The organism is Telluribacter roseus, assembly GCF_017355915.2.
Taxonomy (GTDB): domain Bacteria; phylum Bacteroidota; class Bacteroidia; order Cytophagales; family Spirosomataceae; genus Telluribacter.
In genome coordinates this window covers 84999-104764 of sequence record NZ_JAFEUV020000006.1, presented here as the reverse complement: position 1 = coordinate 104764, position 19766 = coordinate 84999, and the positions used below count along the sequence as shown (strand labels likewise).

The 19766-nt window shown below is 49.7% G+C and carries 21 protein-coding genes; 16 read left to right on the top strand and 5 right to left on the bottom strand.

What is annotated here, in order from left to right:
- The first annotated feature begins 54 nt into the window (after window positions 1-54).
- From JTN23_RS13080 to JTN23_RS26015, 6 genes are all read left to right on the top strand, one after another.
- Entirely contained in the window at window positions 55-1056 is a 1002-nt protein-coding gene (locus JTN23_RS13080; protein ID WP_247235284.1) for a glycoside hydrolase family 43 protein, read from the top strand.
- A gap of 177 nt (window positions 1057-1233) precedes the next feature.
- The gene (locus tag JTN23_RS13075) at window positions 1234-1926 is read left to right on the top strand and encodes a helix-turn-helix transcriptional regulator (protein ID WP_247235283.1); all 693 of its coding nucleotides are present in this window, start codon (window positions 1234-1236) and stop codon (window positions 1924-1926) included.
- Window positions 1927-2015: 89 nt separating this feature from the next.
- The gene (locus tag JTN23_RS13070; protein ID WP_247235282.1) at window positions 2016-2408 is read left to right on the top strand and encodes a RidA family protein; all 393 of its coding nucleotides are present in this window, start codon (window positions 2016-2018) and stop codon (window positions 2406-2408) included.
- A gap of 483 nt (window positions 2409-2891) precedes the next feature.
- On the top strand, window positions 2892-3731 hold the full coding sequence (locus tag JTN23_RS13065; protein ID WP_247235281.1) for a helix-turn-helix domain-containing protein: 840 nt from the start codon (window positions 2892-2894) through the stop codon (window positions 3729-3731).
- Between the two features lie 80 nt (window positions 3732-3811).
- Window positions 3812-4429, top strand: coding sequence for a cupin domain-containing protein (locus JTN23_RS13060; protein WP_247235280.1), 618 nt, complete (start codon window positions 3812-3814; stop codon window positions 4427-4429).
- Between the two features lie 369 nt (window positions 4430-4798).
- Window positions 4799-5053, top strand: coding sequence for a transposase (locus JTN23_RS26015; RefSeq protein WP_409049450.1), 255 nt, complete (start codon window positions 4799-4801; stop codon window positions 5051-5053).
- Here the strand turns inward: JTN23_RS26015 and JTN23_RS13055 are convergent.
- Window positions 4980-5219 (bottom strand): hypothetical protein, encoded by a 240-nt coding sequence (locus JTN23_RS13055; protein ID WP_247235279.1) that lies wholly within the window; start codon window positions 5217-5219, stop codon window positions 4980-4982. The genes JTN23_RS26015 and JTN23_RS13055 overlap by 74 nt on opposite strands.
- Window positions 5220-5304: 85 nt before the next feature.
- Between JTN23_RS13055 and JTN23_RS13050 the strand changes: the two genes are divergently transcribed.
- From JTN23_RS13050 to JTN23_RS13010, 9 genes are all read left to right on the top strand, one after another.
- Window positions 5305-5895, top strand: a complete 591-nt coding sequence (locus JTN23_RS13050; protein WP_247235278.1) for a Crp/Fnr family transcriptional regulator — start codon at window positions 5305-5307, stop codon at window positions 5893-5895.
- A 129-nt stretch (window positions 5896-6024) separates the two neighbouring features.
- Window positions 6025-7197, top strand: a complete 1173-nt coding sequence (locus JTN23_RS13045; protein WP_247235277.1) for an MFS transporter — start codon at window positions 6025-6027, stop codon at window positions 7195-7197.
- A gap of 366 nt (window positions 7198-7563) precedes the next feature.
- On the top strand, window positions 7564-7941 hold the full coding sequence (locus JTN23_RS13040; RefSeq protein ID WP_247235276.1) for a nuclear transport factor 2 family protein: 378 nt from the start codon (window positions 7564-7566) through the stop codon (window positions 7939-7941).
- A 76-nt stretch (window positions 7942-8017) separates the two neighbouring features.
- Window positions 8018-8536, top strand: coding sequence for a VOC family protein (locus tag JTN23_RS13035; protein WP_310586719.1), 519 nt, complete (start codon window positions 8018-8020; stop codon window positions 8534-8536).
- Window positions 8537-8810: 274 nt separating this feature from the next.
- Window positions 8811-10016: a tyrosine--tRNA ligase gene (tyrS, locus tag JTN23_RS13030; RefSeq protein WP_247235275.1), complete on the top strand. Its 1206-nt coding sequence runs from the start codon at window positions 8811-8813 to the stop codon at window positions 10014-10016.
- Between the two features lie 429 nt (window positions 10017-10445).
- Window positions 10446-12650 (top strand): hypothetical protein, encoded by a 2205-nt coding sequence (locus JTN23_RS13025; protein WP_247235274.1) that lies wholly within the window; start codon window positions 10446-10448, stop codon window positions 12648-12650.
- A gap of 6 nt (window positions 12651-12656) precedes the next feature.
- Entirely contained in the window at window positions 12657-13751 is a 1095-nt protein-coding gene (locus JTN23_RS13020; protein WP_247235273.1) for a hypothetical protein, read from the top strand.
- 153 nt (window positions 13752-13904) lie between these two features.
- The gene (locus JTN23_RS25920) at window positions 13905-14597 is read left to right on the top strand and encodes a GNAT family N-acetyltransferase (protein ID WP_247235272.1); all 693 of its coding nucleotides are present in this window, start codon (window positions 13905-13907) and stop codon (window positions 14595-14597) included.
- Window positions 14598-14721: 124 nt separating this feature from the next.
- Window positions 14722-15294: a dihydrofolate reductase family protein gene (locus JTN23_RS13010; protein WP_247235271.1), complete on the top strand. Its 573-nt coding sequence runs from the start codon at window positions 14722-14724 to the stop codon at window positions 15292-15294.
- Between the two features lie 32 nt (window positions 15295-15326).
- Here JTN23_RS13010 and JTN23_RS13005 read toward each other — a convergent pair whose 3' ends face one another.
- A complete protein-coding gene (locus JTN23_RS13005) occupies window positions 15327-16364 on the bottom strand; it encodes a serine hydrolase domain-containing protein (RefSeq protein WP_247235270.1) in 1038 nt (345 codons plus the stop codon).
- Window positions 16365-16688: 324 nt separating this feature from the next.
- Here JTN23_RS13005 and JTN23_RS13000 point away from each other — a divergent pair, with 324 nt between their 5' ends.
- On the top strand, window positions 16689-17051 hold the full coding sequence (locus JTN23_RS13000; protein WP_247235269.1) for a DUF4180 domain-containing protein: 363 nt from the start codon (window positions 16689-16691) through the stop codon (window positions 17049-17051).
- A gap of 15 nt (window positions 17052-17066) precedes the next feature.
- On the opposite strand, the gene JTN23_RS12995 is transcribed toward JTN23_RS13000, so the two are convergent.
- The 3 genes from JTN23_RS12995 to JTN23_RS12985 form a co-directional block, all read right to left on the bottom strand.
- Complete coding sequence (locus tag JTN23_RS12995; protein ID WP_247235268.1) at window positions 17067-17954, bottom strand: Nif3-like dinuclear metal center hexameric protein; 888 nt, start codon at window positions 17952-17954, stop codon at window positions 17067-17069.
- An 85-nt stretch (window positions 17955-18039) separates the two neighbouring features.
- On the bottom strand, window positions 18040-18570 hold the full coding sequence (locus JTN23_RS12990; protein ID WP_247235267.1) for a hypothetical protein: 531 nt from the start codon (window positions 18568-18570) through the stop codon (window positions 18040-18042).
- An 80-nt stretch (window positions 18571-18650) separates the two neighbouring features.
- Entirely contained in the window at window positions 18651-19718 is a 1068-nt protein-coding gene (locus tag JTN23_RS12985; RefSeq protein WP_247235266.1) for a hypothetical protein, read from the bottom strand.
- Window positions 19719-19766: the final 48 nt, after the last annotated feature.

The window sequence follows — 19766 nt, the reverse complement described above, 5'->3', positions numbered from 1 at the left end:
CGTAGAATGGCTGTCTATGTGCCTTTTATACACACACTTTCCCATCAAAAAGACATGAAACGTTTTGGATTGGCACTACTGGCGTGTTTGTTTCTCTCAGGGGTACTCAAGGCCCAGGAAGGTCGGGCACCTGCCCTACGCAAAGGAGTACCGCTGGACTCCATTGTACTGAGTGACCCCTTCATCCTGGCGGATAAGAAGACCAGCCTCTACTACATGACCGGCACGGGCGGCATGCTGTGGAAGAGCAAAGACCTGAAAGCCTGGGATGGCCCCTACCCCATCACCCAAACCGACCCCAACTCCTGGATGGGCCCCAAGCCCATGATCTGGGCGGCCGAGATACACCCCTATAAGGGCAAGTACTACTACTTCGCGACCTTCACCAACCGGGACGTCAAGATTGATACCGTACAGGGCCAGGTAATCGAGCGCCGGGCCTGCCATGTACTGGTAAGCGACCAGCCCGATGGCCCCTACGTACCCATGCAGGACCCTACCTACCTGCCCGCCAACATGCCTACGCTGGATGGTACCCTCTGGGTAGATACCGACGGAAAGCCCTACATGGTGTACTGCTACGAGTGGCTGCAGAACCTCAACGGTACCATGGAAAAGATCGAACTCAAACCCGACCTGAGCGGCACCCTAGGTACTCCTAAGCTGATGTTCCGGGCCAGTGACTCCCCGTGGAGCCGCGAGAAAGACGCCAACGGCAACGACAAACCAAATAAGGTTACGGACGGCCCGTATCTATTCAAAACCGGTACCGGGCGGCTGGGCATGATCTGGACCAGCTGGATCCACGATGTGTACACGCAGGGCGTAGCCTACTCCCAAAGCGGTACCCTCGACGGCCCCTGGATACACGAGAAAGAGCCCATCACTCCGCTCAACTTCGGCCACGGCATGCTGTTCCATACCCTAGAGGGCAAGCTGCTAATGTCCATCCACAGCCATAAGAGCATCAACGGCCGCTACCGCCGCATCCCGCATCTGTTCGAAGTAGACCTATCGGGCGATAAGTTGGTGGTGGGGAAGTTGTATAGGCCCTGAAAATTTTGAGGCTGTATTTAATTTTTCATTCGTATGGCGTAAGTTCAAGTGCTGGATGGAAAAATAGGAGAAGCATTTGATCGGGCGGATGTTCCCTGAATACCACCCCTGCACAAATGCCTCCGACGTTAGGCGTAATGCCACGAGACCCTGCAAACATGAACCGTCAGACAAAAAATGAACGATAATGATACAAAACGACTTTCACGGCTGACTGCAATTCTTACACAGTTGCAGACGAAACGACTTTTGACTGCAACAAATCTTGCAGAAAAATTCAATGTTAGTATCAGAACAATTTACAGAGACATCAGAGCATTAGAACAAGCCGGAGTTCCAATCATAACAGAAGATGGAAAAGGGTATTCTCTTATGGAAGGCTACAAAATTCCACCTGTAATGTTTTCAGAAAGTCAAGCAAACGCTTTGATACTCGCGGAGCAATTGGTTCTAAAGAATAAAGACACTTCATTTATAAAAGATTACATTGAAGCCATTGATAAAATAAAAGCCGTTTTACGACCATCTGAAAAGGACAAAGCCAACTTACTTGCCGACAGAACCCGATTTGAGCAAAATTTAAACAGAGAGCGAAACAGCAGCAATATTTCTCAATTACAACAAGCACTTACAAACTTTTACCTTGTAAAAATTGATTACACAAACGAGCAAGGCAAAACAACAAGTCGGATAGTTGAGCCATTCGCTTTAATCAGCACAACAGAGAACTGGTTGCTAATTGCGTGGTGTCGTTTACGAAAAGAATTTAGATATTTCCGTTTGGACAGGATTACCAGAATGCAAGTAATTACAGAAAAGTTTGAACAGCACAAAATGACCTTACAGGAATATTTTGATAAATTTCACTAACCCGATCCTGACCCCTGACATAAGGCTGTCACTTGCCCATTTTACTTTTGCAATGTCAATAAAGACGAACAATTTAAAAATAAGTAAAAATGCAAAAGACATCATTCGACCCTTGGGCCTGGGGCAAAAACACAAATTCTGTACAAGCCGTTGAAGTAAAAAATGTAGAAGGAACACTTTATTGTTCAGGACAAGTAGCTATTGACGCTAACGGTGTACCTAGTAGTGCTGATATGCGAAGCCAACTCATCCAAACCATCGCAAATCTGGAGCAACTCATAAGTGAATCTGGCTATGAGTGCAAAAACATTGTTAGACTGAATGTTTATTCAACAAACACAAATGAATTTTTCACGACTTGTATGGACGTTTACGTTCCTTTCATTATAAAACACGGTATTCAACAAGCCACTACCCTGCTCGAAGTAAAAGGACTTTTTGCCGCATTGACAGTAGAATTAGAAGCCACTGTTGTAAAATAAAAAATAAATAGAAATATTTTAACTAACAAGCCAAACAACTTGAAAAAGTTGTTTGGCTTGTTTTTTTATAAAAAACAGAAAATAAATTAATTACCTGGAATGAATCAGCCGATGTTGCCTTGTACTTTTGTTGGATATACAATAAGGAAGTAAAATAGACAAAGAAAAAGTATACCATTTTTCAGCAAACTAAAATATAGAGGATTTGTGCCGGAATATTCCCCTTCCCCTAATCAGGCTGCTGCAGACTGATACGGACAGTACCATGAAGTTTTGGGGCTACTACTATGAGTACTCCTATTTTAAGGATAATAGGTTGACAGAAGAAGCGGAAGAAGCCATGAAGAATTTGCTATCAGTAAAAAATACCATCCCCTCCTCTTTATGGAAAGTGCTCAAGATTGATACGGCCCCCGTACCCAAAAGCCCCTGTCAGAAACACGCTTTTGTATGCCTACTTCCTAATAGCTAAATGACTGACCTATGGAACAGGTACTTCTTACAGACATTTATCCTGGCGTGGCCCTGCAGGAGTATGTGCAGAAGTACCAGGTCATCCGATTTGTATTTGATACAGATGTTGTTCCGCCCGTAAAATTCCATACTCCCAGGCCAGAGCACACCCTAACTTTTTATACCCGGGATGCCCAGCGGTTCAGTCCTATCAAGTCCGATCACGCTATCGCCTATCCTCACTGTGTAGTTAATGGCATTTATACCATACCTCTCAAACGGTACGGCGGGTATGATTTCCTGGCCATCAAGGTAGTTCTTCAGCCTACTACGTTATCACGTTTAAGGATAGCGGAGGTCAAAGGGTTAACCGATACGTTCATAGATGCCCGGGATTGTCTGGGCAGCGAGCTTTCCGTGCTGCAGGAAAAGCTATTCAGGATGAATGAGCTGAGAAGTATGCTTAGTACGATTGAAGTTTTCCTCCTTGACCTGATTAAGAAGAGGTGTAAACCAGCGGAACCCATTGATAAGGCGTGTATATACCTGATCAGGCACGAAAACAGGGTATCCATAGACTGGCTGGCCGATCAATCCTGTTTGAGCGTCCGACAGTTTATCAGGAGATTTGAGGAGCAGGTTGGCGTGAGTCCCAAGATGTTTCAGAAAATCCTCCGGTTTGACCGGGCGTATCGCCTAAAAAACAACCACCCGGAATTGGACTGGCTACACATAGCCCTGGCCTGCGGGTACTATGATTATCAGCATCTGGTGAAAGACTTCAAAGAATTCACCAACCTTACCCCTCCGGCCTTTTACGAAGTAGAAAAAGCCTCGCCGGAAAGGACATTCGCCTTACATGAAGGGTAAAGAATGTCACTTTTTTACCACCACGCTATTCCCGTAAGTAGGTAGGTTTGATAAGATTTTTAACTCAAACGTACTGCACTATGAAACGCAAAGATTTTCTTCCGGTCGGCGTACTAGGTGGATTAACTATGCTTAGTTCACCCGCATTTTCATTTACTCCATCTGCTAACCCTAAAAACCAACTTATGCCTTTTTATATACCGCCCAGAGAACCACTTACCCCCGGACCAGGCAATACGGATGTTCGGACTATCATTCAGTCAAAACAAACCAGCAACCAATTTTCTAATGTAGAAGTAGCAGTAGCACCTAAACAAATGGGGCCATCTCCGCACCTACATAAGGACCTGGATGAACTGATGTATGTGCTGGAAGGCACCGCTACGGTTATGATAGGCGAGGAAATATTCGAAGTGAAAGCCGGGGGCTGGAATTTCCGTCCGCGTGGTATTGTGCATTCTTTCTGGAATGCGGGTGACACGCCCCTGCGGTTTGTAGATTGTTTCTTTAATCAGAGTTTTGAGGATTATCTGGAAGAGCTATTTCATGAAATACTACCGCATATGGTACAGAATAACCTGACACCAGCAACCCCGGAAGTGGCTAACAAAATGGCTGCGCTTGACAGGAAGTATGGTGTCGTGTGGTTTCATGAGCAACGCCAGGCCATCATAGATAAATATGGGCTTCGGGGGTAATGCGCACTTTTTACTATATAGGTCAGATTATAGGGGCTTTGCAGAGTAGCCGCTTCAATAGGGCAGCTAGTTTGCAAAGCTCCTTTCCACAACTCTACTTTTCAGCTTTTCGCCTTTGCGGGTGTTATCCCCCTGGCCACTGCTCTTAATCAATCTCCAAATAAGTTTTCTATATTGGCAGAGAGAAACACTCCACTTTGCTCACCGCAGTCGCTCGGCTCTGTCGAGTGACGGCTATCCCGTAGCCCTCCGGGCGGTCAGGTAGGTTCTCAGACAAGCCTGATTCTTATACTTGCTAAATAAACCCATGTCTGAACTCAGAAAAACGCACGGAGATGGCTTGTTTTTCCTCACTTTTACCGTCGTTGGCTGGATGTTTTCAGCCGATCTCTGTACACCAACGAGATAGTTGACAGTTTGAAATTCTGCCAGCAGCAGAAAGGCCTGGAGATTTATGCTTATGTCATCATGACTAACCATTTGCACCTGATCGTCAGCCGGGCAAACGGTGAACTGTCTCATACCATTCGCGATTTCAAAAGTTTTACCGCTAATAGGTTACTGAATCTGCTTCTTTTGAAAAGGCGCAGGAGTCACAGAAAAACTGGATGGAGATGGTTTTAAGTACCATGCGGCCAACATCCAGCATAACGAGAAATATGCCTTCTGGCAAAAAAACAACCACGCTACCGAACTTCGGACGCCAGCGGGGGCTTTCTGCATAGAACTGCGCCCGGAGGGCTAATGGATAGTCGTCACTCGACGGAGCCGAGCGACTGCGAAGTATCATCCCCTCCTCTTTATGGAAAGCTATCAATATGGAGGAGGCACCCGTAGCGTGACTTTAATTATCTTAGCCCGAAATAAATCACCCCATGGCCGAGTATGACCAATTAGAGCAGCATGTACTCCGTAGGGTTGCCCTGACGGAGGAGCAGCTCACGGAGTTTTGTCAGTCTTTCAGGCTGGAACGGATCAAGAAGAGGCAGTTTATCATCCAGCCCCGGTTTACGCCCGGCCAGCGGTACTACGTGGTCAAAGGCAGCTTCCGGGCGTACGTGGTAAACGAGGAAGGTCAGGAACACACCATCCAGTTCGCGATTGATGACTGGTGGATCACGGATTACAACAGCTATATCTATCAGCAGCCGGCTACCCAATTTGTAGTAGCCCTGGAAGACAGCGTCGTACTGCAGATTGACTACGACGTAGAGCAGAAGCTGAAAAGCAGCAGCCATGCCTACGAGACCTTCTTCCGGATCCTGGCCGAACGTACCGCCGCCTATATGGCCCGCCGGGTCATTACCAACCTCACCCAATCGGCCGAAGAACGCTACCTGCTCTTTCTGGAAAAGTACCCTGACGTGGCCAACCGGGTACCGCAGTACGCGCTGGCTTCCTTTCTGGGCATGACCAGCGAGTACCTGTCGAAGCTCAGGAAAAGGAGAGTTACCCAGAAAAGTTGAACTGGTTCAACCATTTTACCCGAACGGCTTCGCCCCTTTTTCCTAAACCAGTTCATTGGTATGAGGGGGGTACTGTACCGAACTTTGCCCTGTCGCTTTTGACGATAGAACAGCAAAACTTTCAGTACTATGTACCTGACCAAAAAGCAGATCGCTATCATGGCCGTAACGGCGGGTGTGGCCGTGGCCAATGTATACTACAGCCAGCCTATCCTTACCGCCATTGCCACCACTTTTCACATCGCTCCTGAGCAGTCGGGGCTGATATCGGTACTATCACAGATTGGCTACGGGGCTGGCCTCTTCTTCCTGACGCCCATTGGCGATATGATCGAACGAAAGAAGTTAATCCTCTACCTGCAGGCCGGACTGACTATTTCGCTCCTGATCATGGCGCTGGCTACCCACCTCTGGTTGCTGTACGCGAGTAGTTTCCTGATTGGGGTGTTTTCGGTGGTAGCGCAGGTCATCCTGCCTATGGCGGCCAGTCTGGTAACCGACAACAAGGGGAAGGTAGTGAGCCTGATATTTACGGGCATCCTGGCGGGTATCCTGCTGGCGCGGGTATTCAGCGGCCTGGTAGCGGGCTGGCTGGGCTGGCAGTATGTGTACGGCATATCGGCCGGGCTCGTACTGGGTACGGCTATACTGATGCAAACGGACTTTAGTACTGTACCCAACCGCTTCAGCGGCAACTACCCGGACCTGCTGAAGTCTACGATTACCCAACTGGGACGCTTTCCCCTGCTGCGCCGGACGGCCCTTACCGGCATGCTGGCCTTTGGTACCTTCAGTGCGTTTTGGGTGGTACTTACCTTTCACCTGAGCGGACCGGACTTCCGCTACTCCGCCTCACAGATTGGTCTGTTCGGATTACTGGCCGCGGCCAGCGCCCTCATCGCTCCCCTGTTCGGCAAGCTGGCCGACAAGGGCTCCTCGTTCCGGTCGCTGCTATTCTCCACCGGCATCACCCTGTTCAGCATCTTACTATTGATGCAGTTTGATCAGTCCGTGGCCGCGATCTGGGTGGCGGTCATCCTGCTGGATATTGGCGTACAGGCTACGCAGGTGACCAACATTGCCGTTATCTATACCCTGGATCATACCGCCAACAGCCGGATCAACACCGTGTACATGACGTCTTACTTTATCGGTGGTGCCCTGGGAGCCTACGCCGCCATCCTATGCTACGAGTGGGGCGGATGGCAACTAGCCACTACCTTTATGGGTATACTGGGGGTACTTGCGGCGGTTAATGTGGTGCTGACCAAAAGATATTACTCGCCGCAGGTAGCTGTTTAGCGTATTTTACCTCTATATTTAAGCCAATTCCGGGCAGCAGCCCCGACCACTCTACAGGCCCGGGCTAGTTCGCCCTGGGTAGTAAGTACTTGGGTATGTAAAATACCTGGAAAGCCCGTGGTGGGTACCGCCCCTACGGGGCTGGATTCTTTACAAACCTTATCTAATTACAACATTACCGCTATACCTATGACGTGGATCTGGCTTTTCCTGAATAGTAGTCTGGTAGTTTTTATCGCCCTGCTACTCTTCTACATCTTTGTATTTTTCAGGAGGCAATACAGGCAAAGAGCAACCAAACCCTAGCCAATCAACCCTTTGTCAGGTACATCAGACCAGTAGAGTAGATAGCTAACCAGTAAAGCCATGAAAAGCCGGGAAGAGATAATCAGGAACTACGTCGAAGGCTACAACCAGTATGACGTAGACCGGATGGTGGCCGACTTTGACGAGGCGGTAATATTCAGGAATATTTCAGACGGGGAAACTACCCTGTTGCTAACGGGGCTCCCCGCTTTCAGGGAGCAGGCCGTACAGGCGACCACCTACTTCTCTACCCGAACCCAGACTATATTAGCCTTTCGGCACCAGGATGACCAGACCGAAGTAGCGATTGACTACTACGGTATAGTAAACATGGACTTCCCGAATGGGCTGAAAAAGGGAGACACTATATCGTTGAAGGGGACGTCTGTATTTACGTTTTCCGGTAATAAAGTAGTTCAGCTGACAGATGTAAGTTAAAGCTGTTACAATGAGGAGTTTTACTGTAAATTTTACTACCTTCCACTTGTTGTAAAGCACTTAACACAGCTACTATATGGGACAAAACAGACGAAACTGGCTGACGAGAATCGGTGTGACTCTTGCCGGTATTGGATTAGCAAACCTCAAACTGGCGGCCTCGCCCACGCAGGAGACGCAACAGCCAGGTACCGAAGCCCCAACCAACCAGATGGCGAATGGTATGCCTTTGGGTGCGTTTTCGGTGAGCCTGAATGTAAAGGACCTGAACGCTTCGAAGCAGTTTTACGAGAACCTCGGCTTTACGGCTTTTGCGGGTGCACCGGAGCAGAATTACTACATCATGAAGAACGGCAACGCCCTGATCGGCCTGTTCCATGGCATGTTCGACAAAACCATCCTGACATTTAACCCCGGCTGGGACGAGAACGCCGCCAAGGTAGAGAAGTATAACGATGTACGGGCCATACAGCGCCACCTGAAAAGCAAGGGGATCAAACCCCTATCCGAAGCCGATGAAAAAACCACCGGCCCCGGTAGCCTGATCGTAGTGGACCCGGATGGAAATCAGATCCTGATTGACCAGCACGTTTAAGATTGGGGCCAGCTCCCTGTAAAGCAGGTGCAGAAAATAAAGTGGGCCCAATGGCTGGGTACCTGCGAAAGCCCAGCTATATTTGCATCGAAATGAAACACTTAAACAACATACTACGCCTCCCCTTCTTCAATAATTATTACTACGCGGTAATGGTTCGGGAGAGGTATGTCTTGTGCTTTAAGGAATAGCTGCTGCAATAAATAAGACTTACATACCTAACACAGGCCCCGAACAATCCCATTGTTCGGGGCTTTTTTATTTTCTAACCATCATGAACCACTTAGAACAACTACAAGCAAACGTGGAGATTATTCTCCCGCAGAACGGTCTGGAACAGAAAATCAGACAGGCCGAAATCGAAAACCGAAAACTGGTGATCAAGCTGGGCTTTGACCCTACCGCCCCGGATCTGCACCTGGGGCACGCCGTGGTGCTTAAGAAACTGAAACAGTTTCAGGACCTGGGGCACCAGATCGTGATCATTGTGGGCAGCTTCACGGCCCGCATCGGCGACCCTACCGGCAAGAATAAGAGCCGCAAGCCACTTAGCCAGGAAGAGGTCCTGTTTAATGCCGATACGTACATCAGGCAGCTTTCCAGGATCATAGATGTGGACCGGTGCCAGATCCGGTTCAACTCCGACTGGCTGGATGGTCTGGGATTTTCGGAGATCATTCAGCTCTTGTCCAGGGTGACGGTAGCGCAGCTGCTGCACCGCAATGACTTCAACAAGCGCTTTACCGAGAATACCCCCATTGCCATGCACGAGCTGATGTACCCCATCCTGCAGGGCTTTGATTCGGTGCATATTCAGTGCGACATCGAAATGGGGGGAACGGATCAGCTCTTTAACTGTACCATGGGAAGGCAGCTACAGGAAAGCCACGGCCTGGACCCTCAGATCGTGATGTGCATGCCCCTGCTCAGAGGGCTGGATGGGAAAGAAAAAATGAGCAAGTCGCTTAACAACATCATCGGCCTCACCGACGCCCCCAACGACATGTTCGGCAAGACGATGTCCATGCCCGACGAGCTCATAGCAGAGTACCTGGACCTGGCTACCGACTTCGGCCCGCAGGAGAAGCAGGTACTCCGCGATCAACTGGCGGCCGGCGAAAACCCCATGAACATCAAGAAGGCCATCGCCCGGAATATCATCCGGCAGTACCACGATAAAGAAAGTGCCGAAGCCGCGGAGCAGTACTTCATCAACCAGTTCCAGAACAAGGGATTCGATGACAAAAGCTTCGAACCAGTCGCCATCGGCTCCATTGGATCTGCCTCGGAACGTATACCTCTGATCGAACTATGCCATCGCCTGAAAAGTGAAGAAACCAGATCCTCCATCCGAAGAATGATTGCGGGAGGAGCCATACAGGTAGATACGGTCAGGGCCAGTGATCCCAATCAGCTCATAGAACTGAAACCCAACACCAAAATCAGGATCGGTAAAAGAACCTACATTGAACTGATTTAACGGACGGTACATGAAGCGTATGACCAGAGACGGACGGGGGTACCTCTTTGGTCATACCCCTCTATTTTGTCATTCTAACTCCAGTACCTGCTGCGCTTCGAAATAACCAGGCAAATAAGGGGTCTGATTACATGATAGCACTACCACTTTACTATAAGAAGTTACTTCCACGTATGATAGTATTACTTTTTTTGACAATAGTATAATACTGTCAATCAACCCATTCAGCTACACAGAGCGTTAAAAGAGCCAATAGGTTTTAAAAAAATGGCATGGTTGTTGGTAGCAGAGTGACAGCAGGTAACATGATTCTTTGGAGAATTGTAGTGCATATCGTTAGTATATGGAGTATTGGCTACTAATTTAAAGAACTATACACATGGCCCAGCCCACTATTTTGCACCATATAAACCTAACTCTATATACTTGATGATTCCTACGTTGGTTCGTGAGCAACAAGTCAATGCTATTGTTGCGAAAAGGCAGTTCACCGCAAAAAAACTAAGTACTATCCGGCAGCAGCTGATTTCTCTACGATCGGCCATTGATGTAATGGAGCAGAGGCGTGAAGAAATTTACAACTCTACAGATAATGAATCCATTCGCTACCGCCTGCTAAGCCTTGATCTTGACTCTATCAAAAGAAGTATTGCGGAGCAGGAGCTGAATCTTTCCCGTTATTACTCCCGCTTTATCAGAAAGACCCTCAACATCGGAGTGGTAGGTCTGGCCCGTCAGGGAAAAAGTCAGCTACTCAGGAGCCTTTCAGGACTGGATGATAACGCGATCCCTGCTGGTCCGTTCGGACACTGTACCGGAACCCGTAGTGTTATTATCCACAACCCCTCCGTGGAGCCGCACGGCGAAATACACTTCTATACTAAAGATGAGTTTGTCAATCAGGTATTGGCTCCCTACTATACCGAGCTTCTGGACTCGTCCTACAAGCCCGCTACCCTGGAAGAGTTTGAGGCTACTCCCCTGCCCCTTCTCCCGGCGGATAAACAGCAAAGCCTCAGCGCAAGAATAAAATACGCCCAGCTGGATCTTTACAAAAATCATCTGGCCGAATACAAGCCACTGCTCTCGCTGTCGTCGCCCCACTTCGTGCCCATCAATAACGTTCGGGAGTACGTAGCTCAGGACGATATTACGGGCCAGCGGGTATTTTATAACTTCCTGGCGGTAAGAGAAGCCCGGATTATATGCAGCTTCCCCCACGAAAACGTAGGACAGATTGCCTTCGTGGATATGCCCGGTCTGGGCGATACGGGTCTGGTGGCCGAAGACTGGCTGATCAATACCCTGAGCCATGACGTCGATATAATCCTCTTTATCAAGAAGCCATCCGGCCTGGGTGAAGTATGGAAGCCGCAGGAAATAGACCTGTACGATACAACCCGCAATGTACTGCCCGAGCTGCCACTGGACCTGTGGACCTTCCTGGTCATGAATCACGTTCGCTCATCCTCTCCCAATGAGGACAATATGCGCAACTGTGAGCGATTGCTGGAAGACCGCTCCGAACAGATGAAGTTTGCGGATGCGGTGGTAGCCGATTGTTCCAATGCCGTACAGGTCAATGAGATCGTACTTCAGCGGGTACTTGACTACCTGACGCAGACTATTGAAAAAATAGACCAGATCTACGTCAACTCCCTTTACGATAAGCTACTGGTACTGCACAACCAGGTCCGGGCCGAAATGAGCAAGGCCAAGGACGCGTTGGGCATCGTTACAGAATCTACTCCTTTCAACTTCAACGTATTCAACAAGCTGTTCAGAGACTCCGTACGGAGATTGTACTCAGGCTTTGAGCAGCAGATGAAGGAGCTGCGCGATCAGCGCGAAACCCCTAATGAGCTCTTCTCGGAGTATGTACTCAGAGCGCAGGAAAACTCCTACGCGGACTCGGGTATTCCGACCATTGAGCAGATAGAAGATACCCGTAACCTGCTGGGGGGGTATAAGTCGGCCTGTGAGTTTTACTTTAACCACAGCCGTACCCAGCTGACGCGCCATTTTGAAAACCTGGAGGAAGGGTTGAGCCGGTCGGTAGAGCTGATCAAGGTACAGATAGCCGACGTACTGAAAAATGAAAACCAGGGACGCCTCAAAAACCTGAGCGCCAATACCGGTACCGCCTTCCTTACGGACGTAACTACCCTGCTCAGAGAGCAGTACCCGGTATTGCATCCGGCGTTCGAGATGCTGGCCGACTTCCGTATTTCGTACCAGGGCTTCTTCTACTACCGCCTCCGGAGGCATCTTGACTGCCTTACCCCCGATACCGGTCGGGCCGAGCTGAGCGCGAAGCCTACCGCCAAAGAGGTACGGGATATACTCGTAGCCATGCACAAAATGGTGCTCGAAAGCCTGAAGGGTGAGCTGGAAAACTGGCCCATCGAAATCAACCAGGCCATATTCGCTACGGCGGAGCAATTTGTGGACAAGGTACTTCGGACTGAAAATGCAATGGATGAATGGCAGGCATTCTACATGGAAAACCGGGCCAAAGTATGGCCGGAGAACTTCCAGGAGATGTCGGTCAATAATGGATTACGCTGGCAGTGGCTCGAAATCACTGAGCGCGTAGTGACACTGAATAAATCTATTGCCTTAACTGAGAACTAACCCATCATGATCAGAGAATTTAACATTACTGTATTAGGTCCGGCCCGAGCCGGCAAAACCAGTCTGCTCTCTTCGATTTACTGCCAGTTTTCTCAGGTTATTGGAAGAGACAGCGATCTGGAGATAACACCCGTAAGCGAAACGGACTCTAACTTAGGAAGGCATGCCGCGCAGCTACGTACTGCCTTTGACACCATCACCCAGATGCCTCTCAATAACGCCGATGTGGTGGAGGCTACCAGTATTGTAGAAAGCAACAGCATCACAAAGCCAAAGGAAAGATTTGATCTCGGCCAAAAATTCAAAAATAACCGGGGATCGATCAGCAAATTTGGATTTAATGATATAGAGTACCGCTTTAACCTGGGTCAGAAAAACAAAAAGCCGAAAGTGCAACTGGTACTCCGCGACTATCCGGGGGAGCAACTGATGGAAAACCCCAAGGAGGTGATTCGTCGTATTCGTGAGTGTTCGGTGACGATGATCGCCATTGATACTCCCGCCCTGATGGTAGAAGGCGGAAGATCATTCCCCTGGCTGTATCACAACGACCGCAACATACCCGAGAACGGCAAAAACGGCTCTGCAGGTATGCTGAATATATTCAAAGAGGCGTACAAAGACCTGAATGAAAAGAAAATGGTGCTGCTGGTACCGGTGAAGTGTGAGAAGTGGATGAGTGACCCGGCGACAGCCTCTCTTTTACTGGACCGCCTCAAGACTGGGTACTCCCAACTGCTCGACTTTTTTGCCAGTGAGGGTATGTCTGACAATGTAGCCGTAGTAGTGACGCCCGTCGAGACCATGGGCAATATCGTGTATGCGTACATGGACAACAAGGAAAACTACTCGCCCCGATTCATGAAGGGTAGCGTGGTGTCGAAGTTTAATCCCCGCTACTGTGACCAGCCCCTGCGCTACATCCTGCGCTTTATCCTGAAGCGATTTCTGGAAAATCAGGGCTTCTGGTTTGACTGGTTCGGCAACGACAAGCCCTTCCTGAAAGCCATCAATGACTTTGCCAGAGGGTGTAACTCGGACCCCAATACCGGCCTGCAGACCAACGGCTTTACGACCATCCAGGGCGCTCAGCTACTCTAAATCGGTATGTAAACTTAGGTACCCACATTAAAAGCACTAGCCCGGCCACTGGTCGGGCTAGTGCTTTTATAGGCTTAATAGCCCAGCATAACTCATCATATAGTACCCAATGAGTACCTTTGCTGCCCAAAGCCAACTACCTACTACTAACCCGTGGATCATATACTTGATAACCCTATCTGGAACGCCCTCAGTACCGGCAGCAAGCCATTCAGCATTGGCCATGAGCAGGCCAGGTACATGCGAAGAGATATAGGCTTTTTTGCCGGCCTGAAGACCAACAGTGAAAATGATCTGAATGAGCTGCACGCCCTGGTGCCGGAGGGGAGCCTTGTTGTACTTTTCACCCCGGGCGAAATATCCATTCCTAATGGCTGGCGCGTAGAGGTAAAGAAAGATCTTATCCAGATGGTGTATCAGTCGCAGGATGTACCCCCGGTAGAGGCTCACCAATTAGTACCCTTACAGGACAAGCACATACCGGCCATGCTGGAGCTGACTGACCTCACCAAGCCCGGCCCCTTCCTGTCCCGCACCATTGACTTGGGCAACTACGAGGGAATCTTTGACGGAAACCAACTGATAGCCATGGCCGGGCAGCGCCTGCAGCCTGACCCCTACACCGAAGTAAGCGCGGTATGTACCCACCCCGACCATACCGGCAAGGGCTACGCGGCAACACTGATCCGCAGCCAGATCAGAAGTATCATGGCAGCCGGCCGCATTCCTTTCCTACATGCGGCCCCTGACAACACCAACGCCATCAAACTATACGAGAAGCTGGGCTTCCGAATCAGAAAAGAATTGCTGATCTATGTACTCGAAAAGGAGAGTCAGCCGGGCTGAGCCTGGTCATCTTAACCAGCTTATAAGTACTTTGTCGCAGTCGGCCCCCTCGTATGCCGTTTTCACACCGCTTGCGAGTCGGGGTTAAGCCGGATATTTGTACTATCAAAACAGATAAAAACGAATGAGAAAGCTAAAACTTCAGGTACAAATGACCCTCGATGGGTACATAGCCGGTCCCAACGGCGAAATGGATTGGATGACCTTCGACTGGGACGATGCCCTCAATCAATACGTAACCGAGCTCACGGAGCCGGTCGATACCATTGTCCTGGGCCGTAGACTGGCCGAAGGCTTCATCCCTCACTGGGCTTCGGTAGCGGCCGATCCTGATAGTCCGGAGAACGCAGCCGGCAGGAAGTTTACGGACACGCCCAAAGTTGTTTTTTCTCGCACGCTCGACAAATCCGAGTGGGACAATACCGTACTGGCCAAAGGTGAACTAGCTGACGAAATCACTCAACTCAAAAGCGGGAACGGCGGCGACATTATCGCCTACGGCGGTGCTACGTTTGTATCGTCACTTATCCAGCAGGGCCTGATCGACGAGTTTCATCTGTTCATCAACCCGGTCGCTATCGGTAGCGGAATGAGCATCTTTGGGGAGCTTGACCGCCATCAGCACCTGACGCTGGTAAAGGCTACACCCTTTGCGTGCGGCATAATAGTCCTCCACTACGAGCCCAGGCGCGACTAGAGGAGGACATCCAAGCCGTACCCAGATGTACCTTACAGCAGGTTCAGGATCCGGATCATGGTCTGAAACAGGAGCTGGGGATTGCTGGTCTGGTTGATGGTACCGGTAATGAATACGTTCTTGTCGGGTACGTAGAAAGCCGCGGTACCTACCGAGCCGCAGTGGCCGATCATATTCGGAATGGGCCTGAAAGGCGAAAGAATCCAGGGCATGTGGAACTGCTGCATGCCCACTCCGTACCGGAACGGAAAGAAGACCGCATTCCACTGTTGTAGCTCCTGTAGCTGCTCTTGGGGATAAAAGTAGCCGCCAAAGAAAGCCTTCAGGAATACCATCAGATCGTAGGTAGTGGATACGATATCATACCGGGAGGCTGCAAAGTACCTGGGCAGATGTACCGGCCTGGCTTTAGCGTACACCGACACAAACTCCCGGTTGGTATCCGGCCGGATCACAAAAGTACTTTCCAGGTCCAGCTCCTCGAAGAGCTGGGTCAGCAACTTATTTAGAGGCTCTCCCGTCACTAGTTCCAGTACCCGTCCCAGCAGCCGGAAGTTGGTATTGCCGTAGCTGGCCTTCCCCTTCTGCCCGGGCCGGAAGTGGGGCTTCATGCGCTTTACCTGGGCTACTACCTGGTCCGTCGTCCACGCCTGATCTTTCCCGCTCAGTAGCTCTTCCATCACCTTGGGCCCGTCGGGGCGCTTGTCGATCAGGTAGCAGGGCAGGCCGGAGGTCTGCGTGATGAGGTGCTGAATCGTGATCTCCTCCGAGTAGTCCTGTCCCTGGTACACGTGCAGTCCGTGCATCAGGTAGCCAGGCAGGTACTTTGAAATAGGATCCGACAGGTTCAACCGCTTGTTCCTCACCAGGCGCAGCGTCAGGGCCGCCACAAACAGCTTGTTGATACTGGCGATGTAAAAGGGACTATCGGGTCCGATATTTCCGGCGGCACTGGTCAGCGCCACCGACTGGTCAGGCGTGGCCACCCGGAAGGCGGCACCGAAGATGTTCTTTTTAGTTACGGTTTCGGCTACGATCTTGTCCAGTTTTGACTGACTGATGGTATTCATTTTCTTTGTAGTTAATCTTTCATGGCTTATTCGCAGATAACTTGTCATGGCTAATAGTCTGCTGCGAATTCTTATACGACAAAGGTAGCCCAGCACTATCTGACCGGCTAATCCATTTGTACTCAGTTCGCCTATTTAGTGTATGAAAACGCCAAAAGGGAGGATGAAGATAGTAAAGCCAGTAAGCCACAGGAGGCTGTTGCACCTGATCAACCATTCGAAAAAGCAGCTTACCACTCATCCTTTGCCAGTAGTCCGGCTTGTAAGTGATCAGCTATCTTCGTGCCAGAAAATTACCTGAAAGACATTATAATATATCAGAAGATGAAAGTAGAAAAGCACCACGTGAACCAGACCGACATAGCGGAGGTCATTTCAGAAGACATAGTGATTGCCAAAGCAGCCGATGGACTGGACCTGCTGGGGAACCTGTACTACCAGGGCTTTGATAGTATCATTGTGCACGAAAAGAACATTACACCCGACTTCTTTGACCTGAAAAACGGTATAGCCGGCGAAGTACTCCAGAAGTTCTCCAACTACCGGGTCCGCTTAGCCATCGTGGGTGATTTTACGGCGTACCAAAGCAAAAGCATCAGGGACTTTATATTTGAAAGTAATAAGCAGAGGCAAATCAATTTTGTGGCGTCCACCTCAGAAGCGCTGGACAGATTGTCGAACCAGTAAGTAAAACCAAAGTACTTACTTCACCGGCTGACCGGGGCGCCAGAAGGGCTCCCTGATGGCGATGTACTGGACAGGTACTTCCTTGATGAAGCCCTTCAGCCAGTCGGCGGCGTACTTCATACCCGCCTGCTCGGATACCACGTGCCCCATGATGATCAGCCCCTTCTTCTGACCCGACGCGATGGCATCCTGTACGTACTCGACCAGTTCCCACTCGTTGGTCTCGCCGATGATTAGGGCATCGGCCTGCGCCAGGAACGGCACTCCCGGAAACAGGCTCACGTTGCCCCAGCTGGCCATGAGCCGCTTCACCGGCAGGTCAGGGTCGCCGAGTACCCGCATGGTTCGGATACCCAGCTTTTTCTCCACGCTCCGGGCCAGCTGAGCCAGGGTCATATTCTCAAAGTGAAAGAGTCGGAGCTGCTCCGGGTCGTTGTACTTCTCCCAGCCCAGCTCCCGGATCATTCCCGTGGCAATACCGTCGGGCTTGCGTCCGTGCCAGTGGTCGTGGAAGTGGAAAACGGCCATCCCATTCTTTTCCAGAAAATCGCGCTTGTGCTGGAACAGCGGGTCCTGCTGTACCGGCTCGATCCGGTCCTGGTGCGAGTAGTAGGTTGGCTCGTGCGTAACGACCATGTTCAGCCCCTTTGCCGCGGCCTTCTGCAGTACTTCCAGCGTCGCCATCATCACGGTAGCGATGCCCTTTACCTCCTGTTCCCGCGTGCCCACGATGAGGTTATCCACCGTCTGCTCCCGCCAGGGTATTCCTACGTTGGCCTTGATGCGGTCAATCACCTGCCCCACATTAAGTACTTCGCTGGTTTCAGGTAAGGTCAACGTAGTAGCGGCGGCCAAACCAATGGAGGACTTGATAAAGGTACGGCGGGTAAAGTTGGGGGTCATGGGGTAGTCGTTGTCTTAATTCAGAGGTATAAAGAGAACTAATGGCTACGACTACTTATACCTGTTACATACCCACTGAGAAAGCCTACCTGATCCGGAAGCCTACACCTAAGGTGACGTTGCTATTGTCGAATCGGGAGATGTTTTTTTCCACCTGTCCATTGATAAACCAGCGGGAGCCTAATCGATACTGCGCTCCTACCCCCAGATTTAGCATCCCGTAGTTGTACCTCTCAGTAATCATTTTGGACCAACTAAAAAGAAACTCACGTTTTCTTTCTTTCTCAAATCCATAAAAGTAGCCAGCCTGGGCATACATGGAAAACCCGTAAATTTTTAGAAAGTGGTATCGGGTAGCCAAGCCTGCTCCCATATACCAGCTCCCGTTAGGGCCGTAGAGTTCATAGCGACCTTCCGCTCTGAGTGCCCAGCGCTCCGTTAGAAAATAATTGCCGTAGGGTGTAGCTCTGAGGAAGCCGGTACGGGTATTCACACCTGCTCCTGTACGTATTCCAATCTGCCTCTGCCCCTTTTCTGCCCACTGCGCCTCTGCAGGTGATTGAGCCCAGTTGTATATAGGAAGCAGGAGGGCTACTAATAGCAAGTAATTTTTCATAGAAAGGAATAATTTGAAGAATGTGACTTCTTGGTATGTATGCGATGGTAAATAGATGATACAATGCAATGTACCTTGTACTAGCGGCCTAGTCTGATGCCAAAGGAAGCATAGCCAAGCTTACCTTGCTGTCCTGCTGTAAAGCCTGAATCTGTTCTGACATTGCTACCTAATGTCCGGGTATGGAGGGGAAGATAGTCAGAGTTATAAGCAAAGAAAACCCCTATCGCCTTGTAGCCTAACTCCGCTATATAACTGATGCTATAAGCTTTATCTGCACTATACACCCCATAACCGCCACCTGTAATGATTGGCCCCTTGCTCCTGTGATGCCCTCCTTTTGATGAATTTACAGATAGAGTACTAGCATATCCCGCGGGGTTAATGCTTTCATAATTTCTATTATAATTTAATCTCGCACCCAGGCTAAGGTAAAATGTGGATAGGCCTTTTTTGTTCTTCACAGAAATCTTAGGCGAAAGCTGGAAAAACGTCTGAAATGAGTTAAAATCAGACTGTAAGGGCGTGACTTTTTCTTTCCTTAAAAGATCCCAAGCCCGATTAACAACTTCGTTTGGATAGTCGGATGGGGCTGATTGCAGAAGGTTCCAATGCAAATACCTTTGCATAGCAAATCCAACCCCAACACCATAGCGCAAGGCAACGGCAAACTTGGGCCGGTCAACAAATCTGGCATCATGAACTACTGACAGACTGCTTGTGAACGGATTGCGCAGGACGATTTCGGTGGATAACTGCGCCGTAGGGTGATCTAACAAAGCAGAGGGTGGCTGATAAAATACGTATCGGTTGATGTGTACTCCGGTACCTATGTGGAGGTTCAGAAAGGTATTTGCAAGGTACTTCTGTACCCATACCAGATCTTTGGGGAGCTGAGGAGTCATAAAGTTGTCCCCATCCATGACCACCTGCTGCCTCGGTACTGAATCCGTACGGCTTTGCTTTTCATTGAGTTCCTTAAGTATCTTGTTGAGATCAAGCTTTTCCAGGTCCTTGAGATCCTGTGCGGACTTGCCGTAGAAGATGACTTTGCTGTTCTTTCCGGCATTCAGGATGATGGTGTCGGGCAAAGCAGGGCCAGAGAGGGACGTCAGGAGCGCCCCAATGGATAGGAGAAGTACGTGCATGGTTAAAAAGGTTAGTAACTGTTAGAGGCTCTCTGATAGGAGAATGTA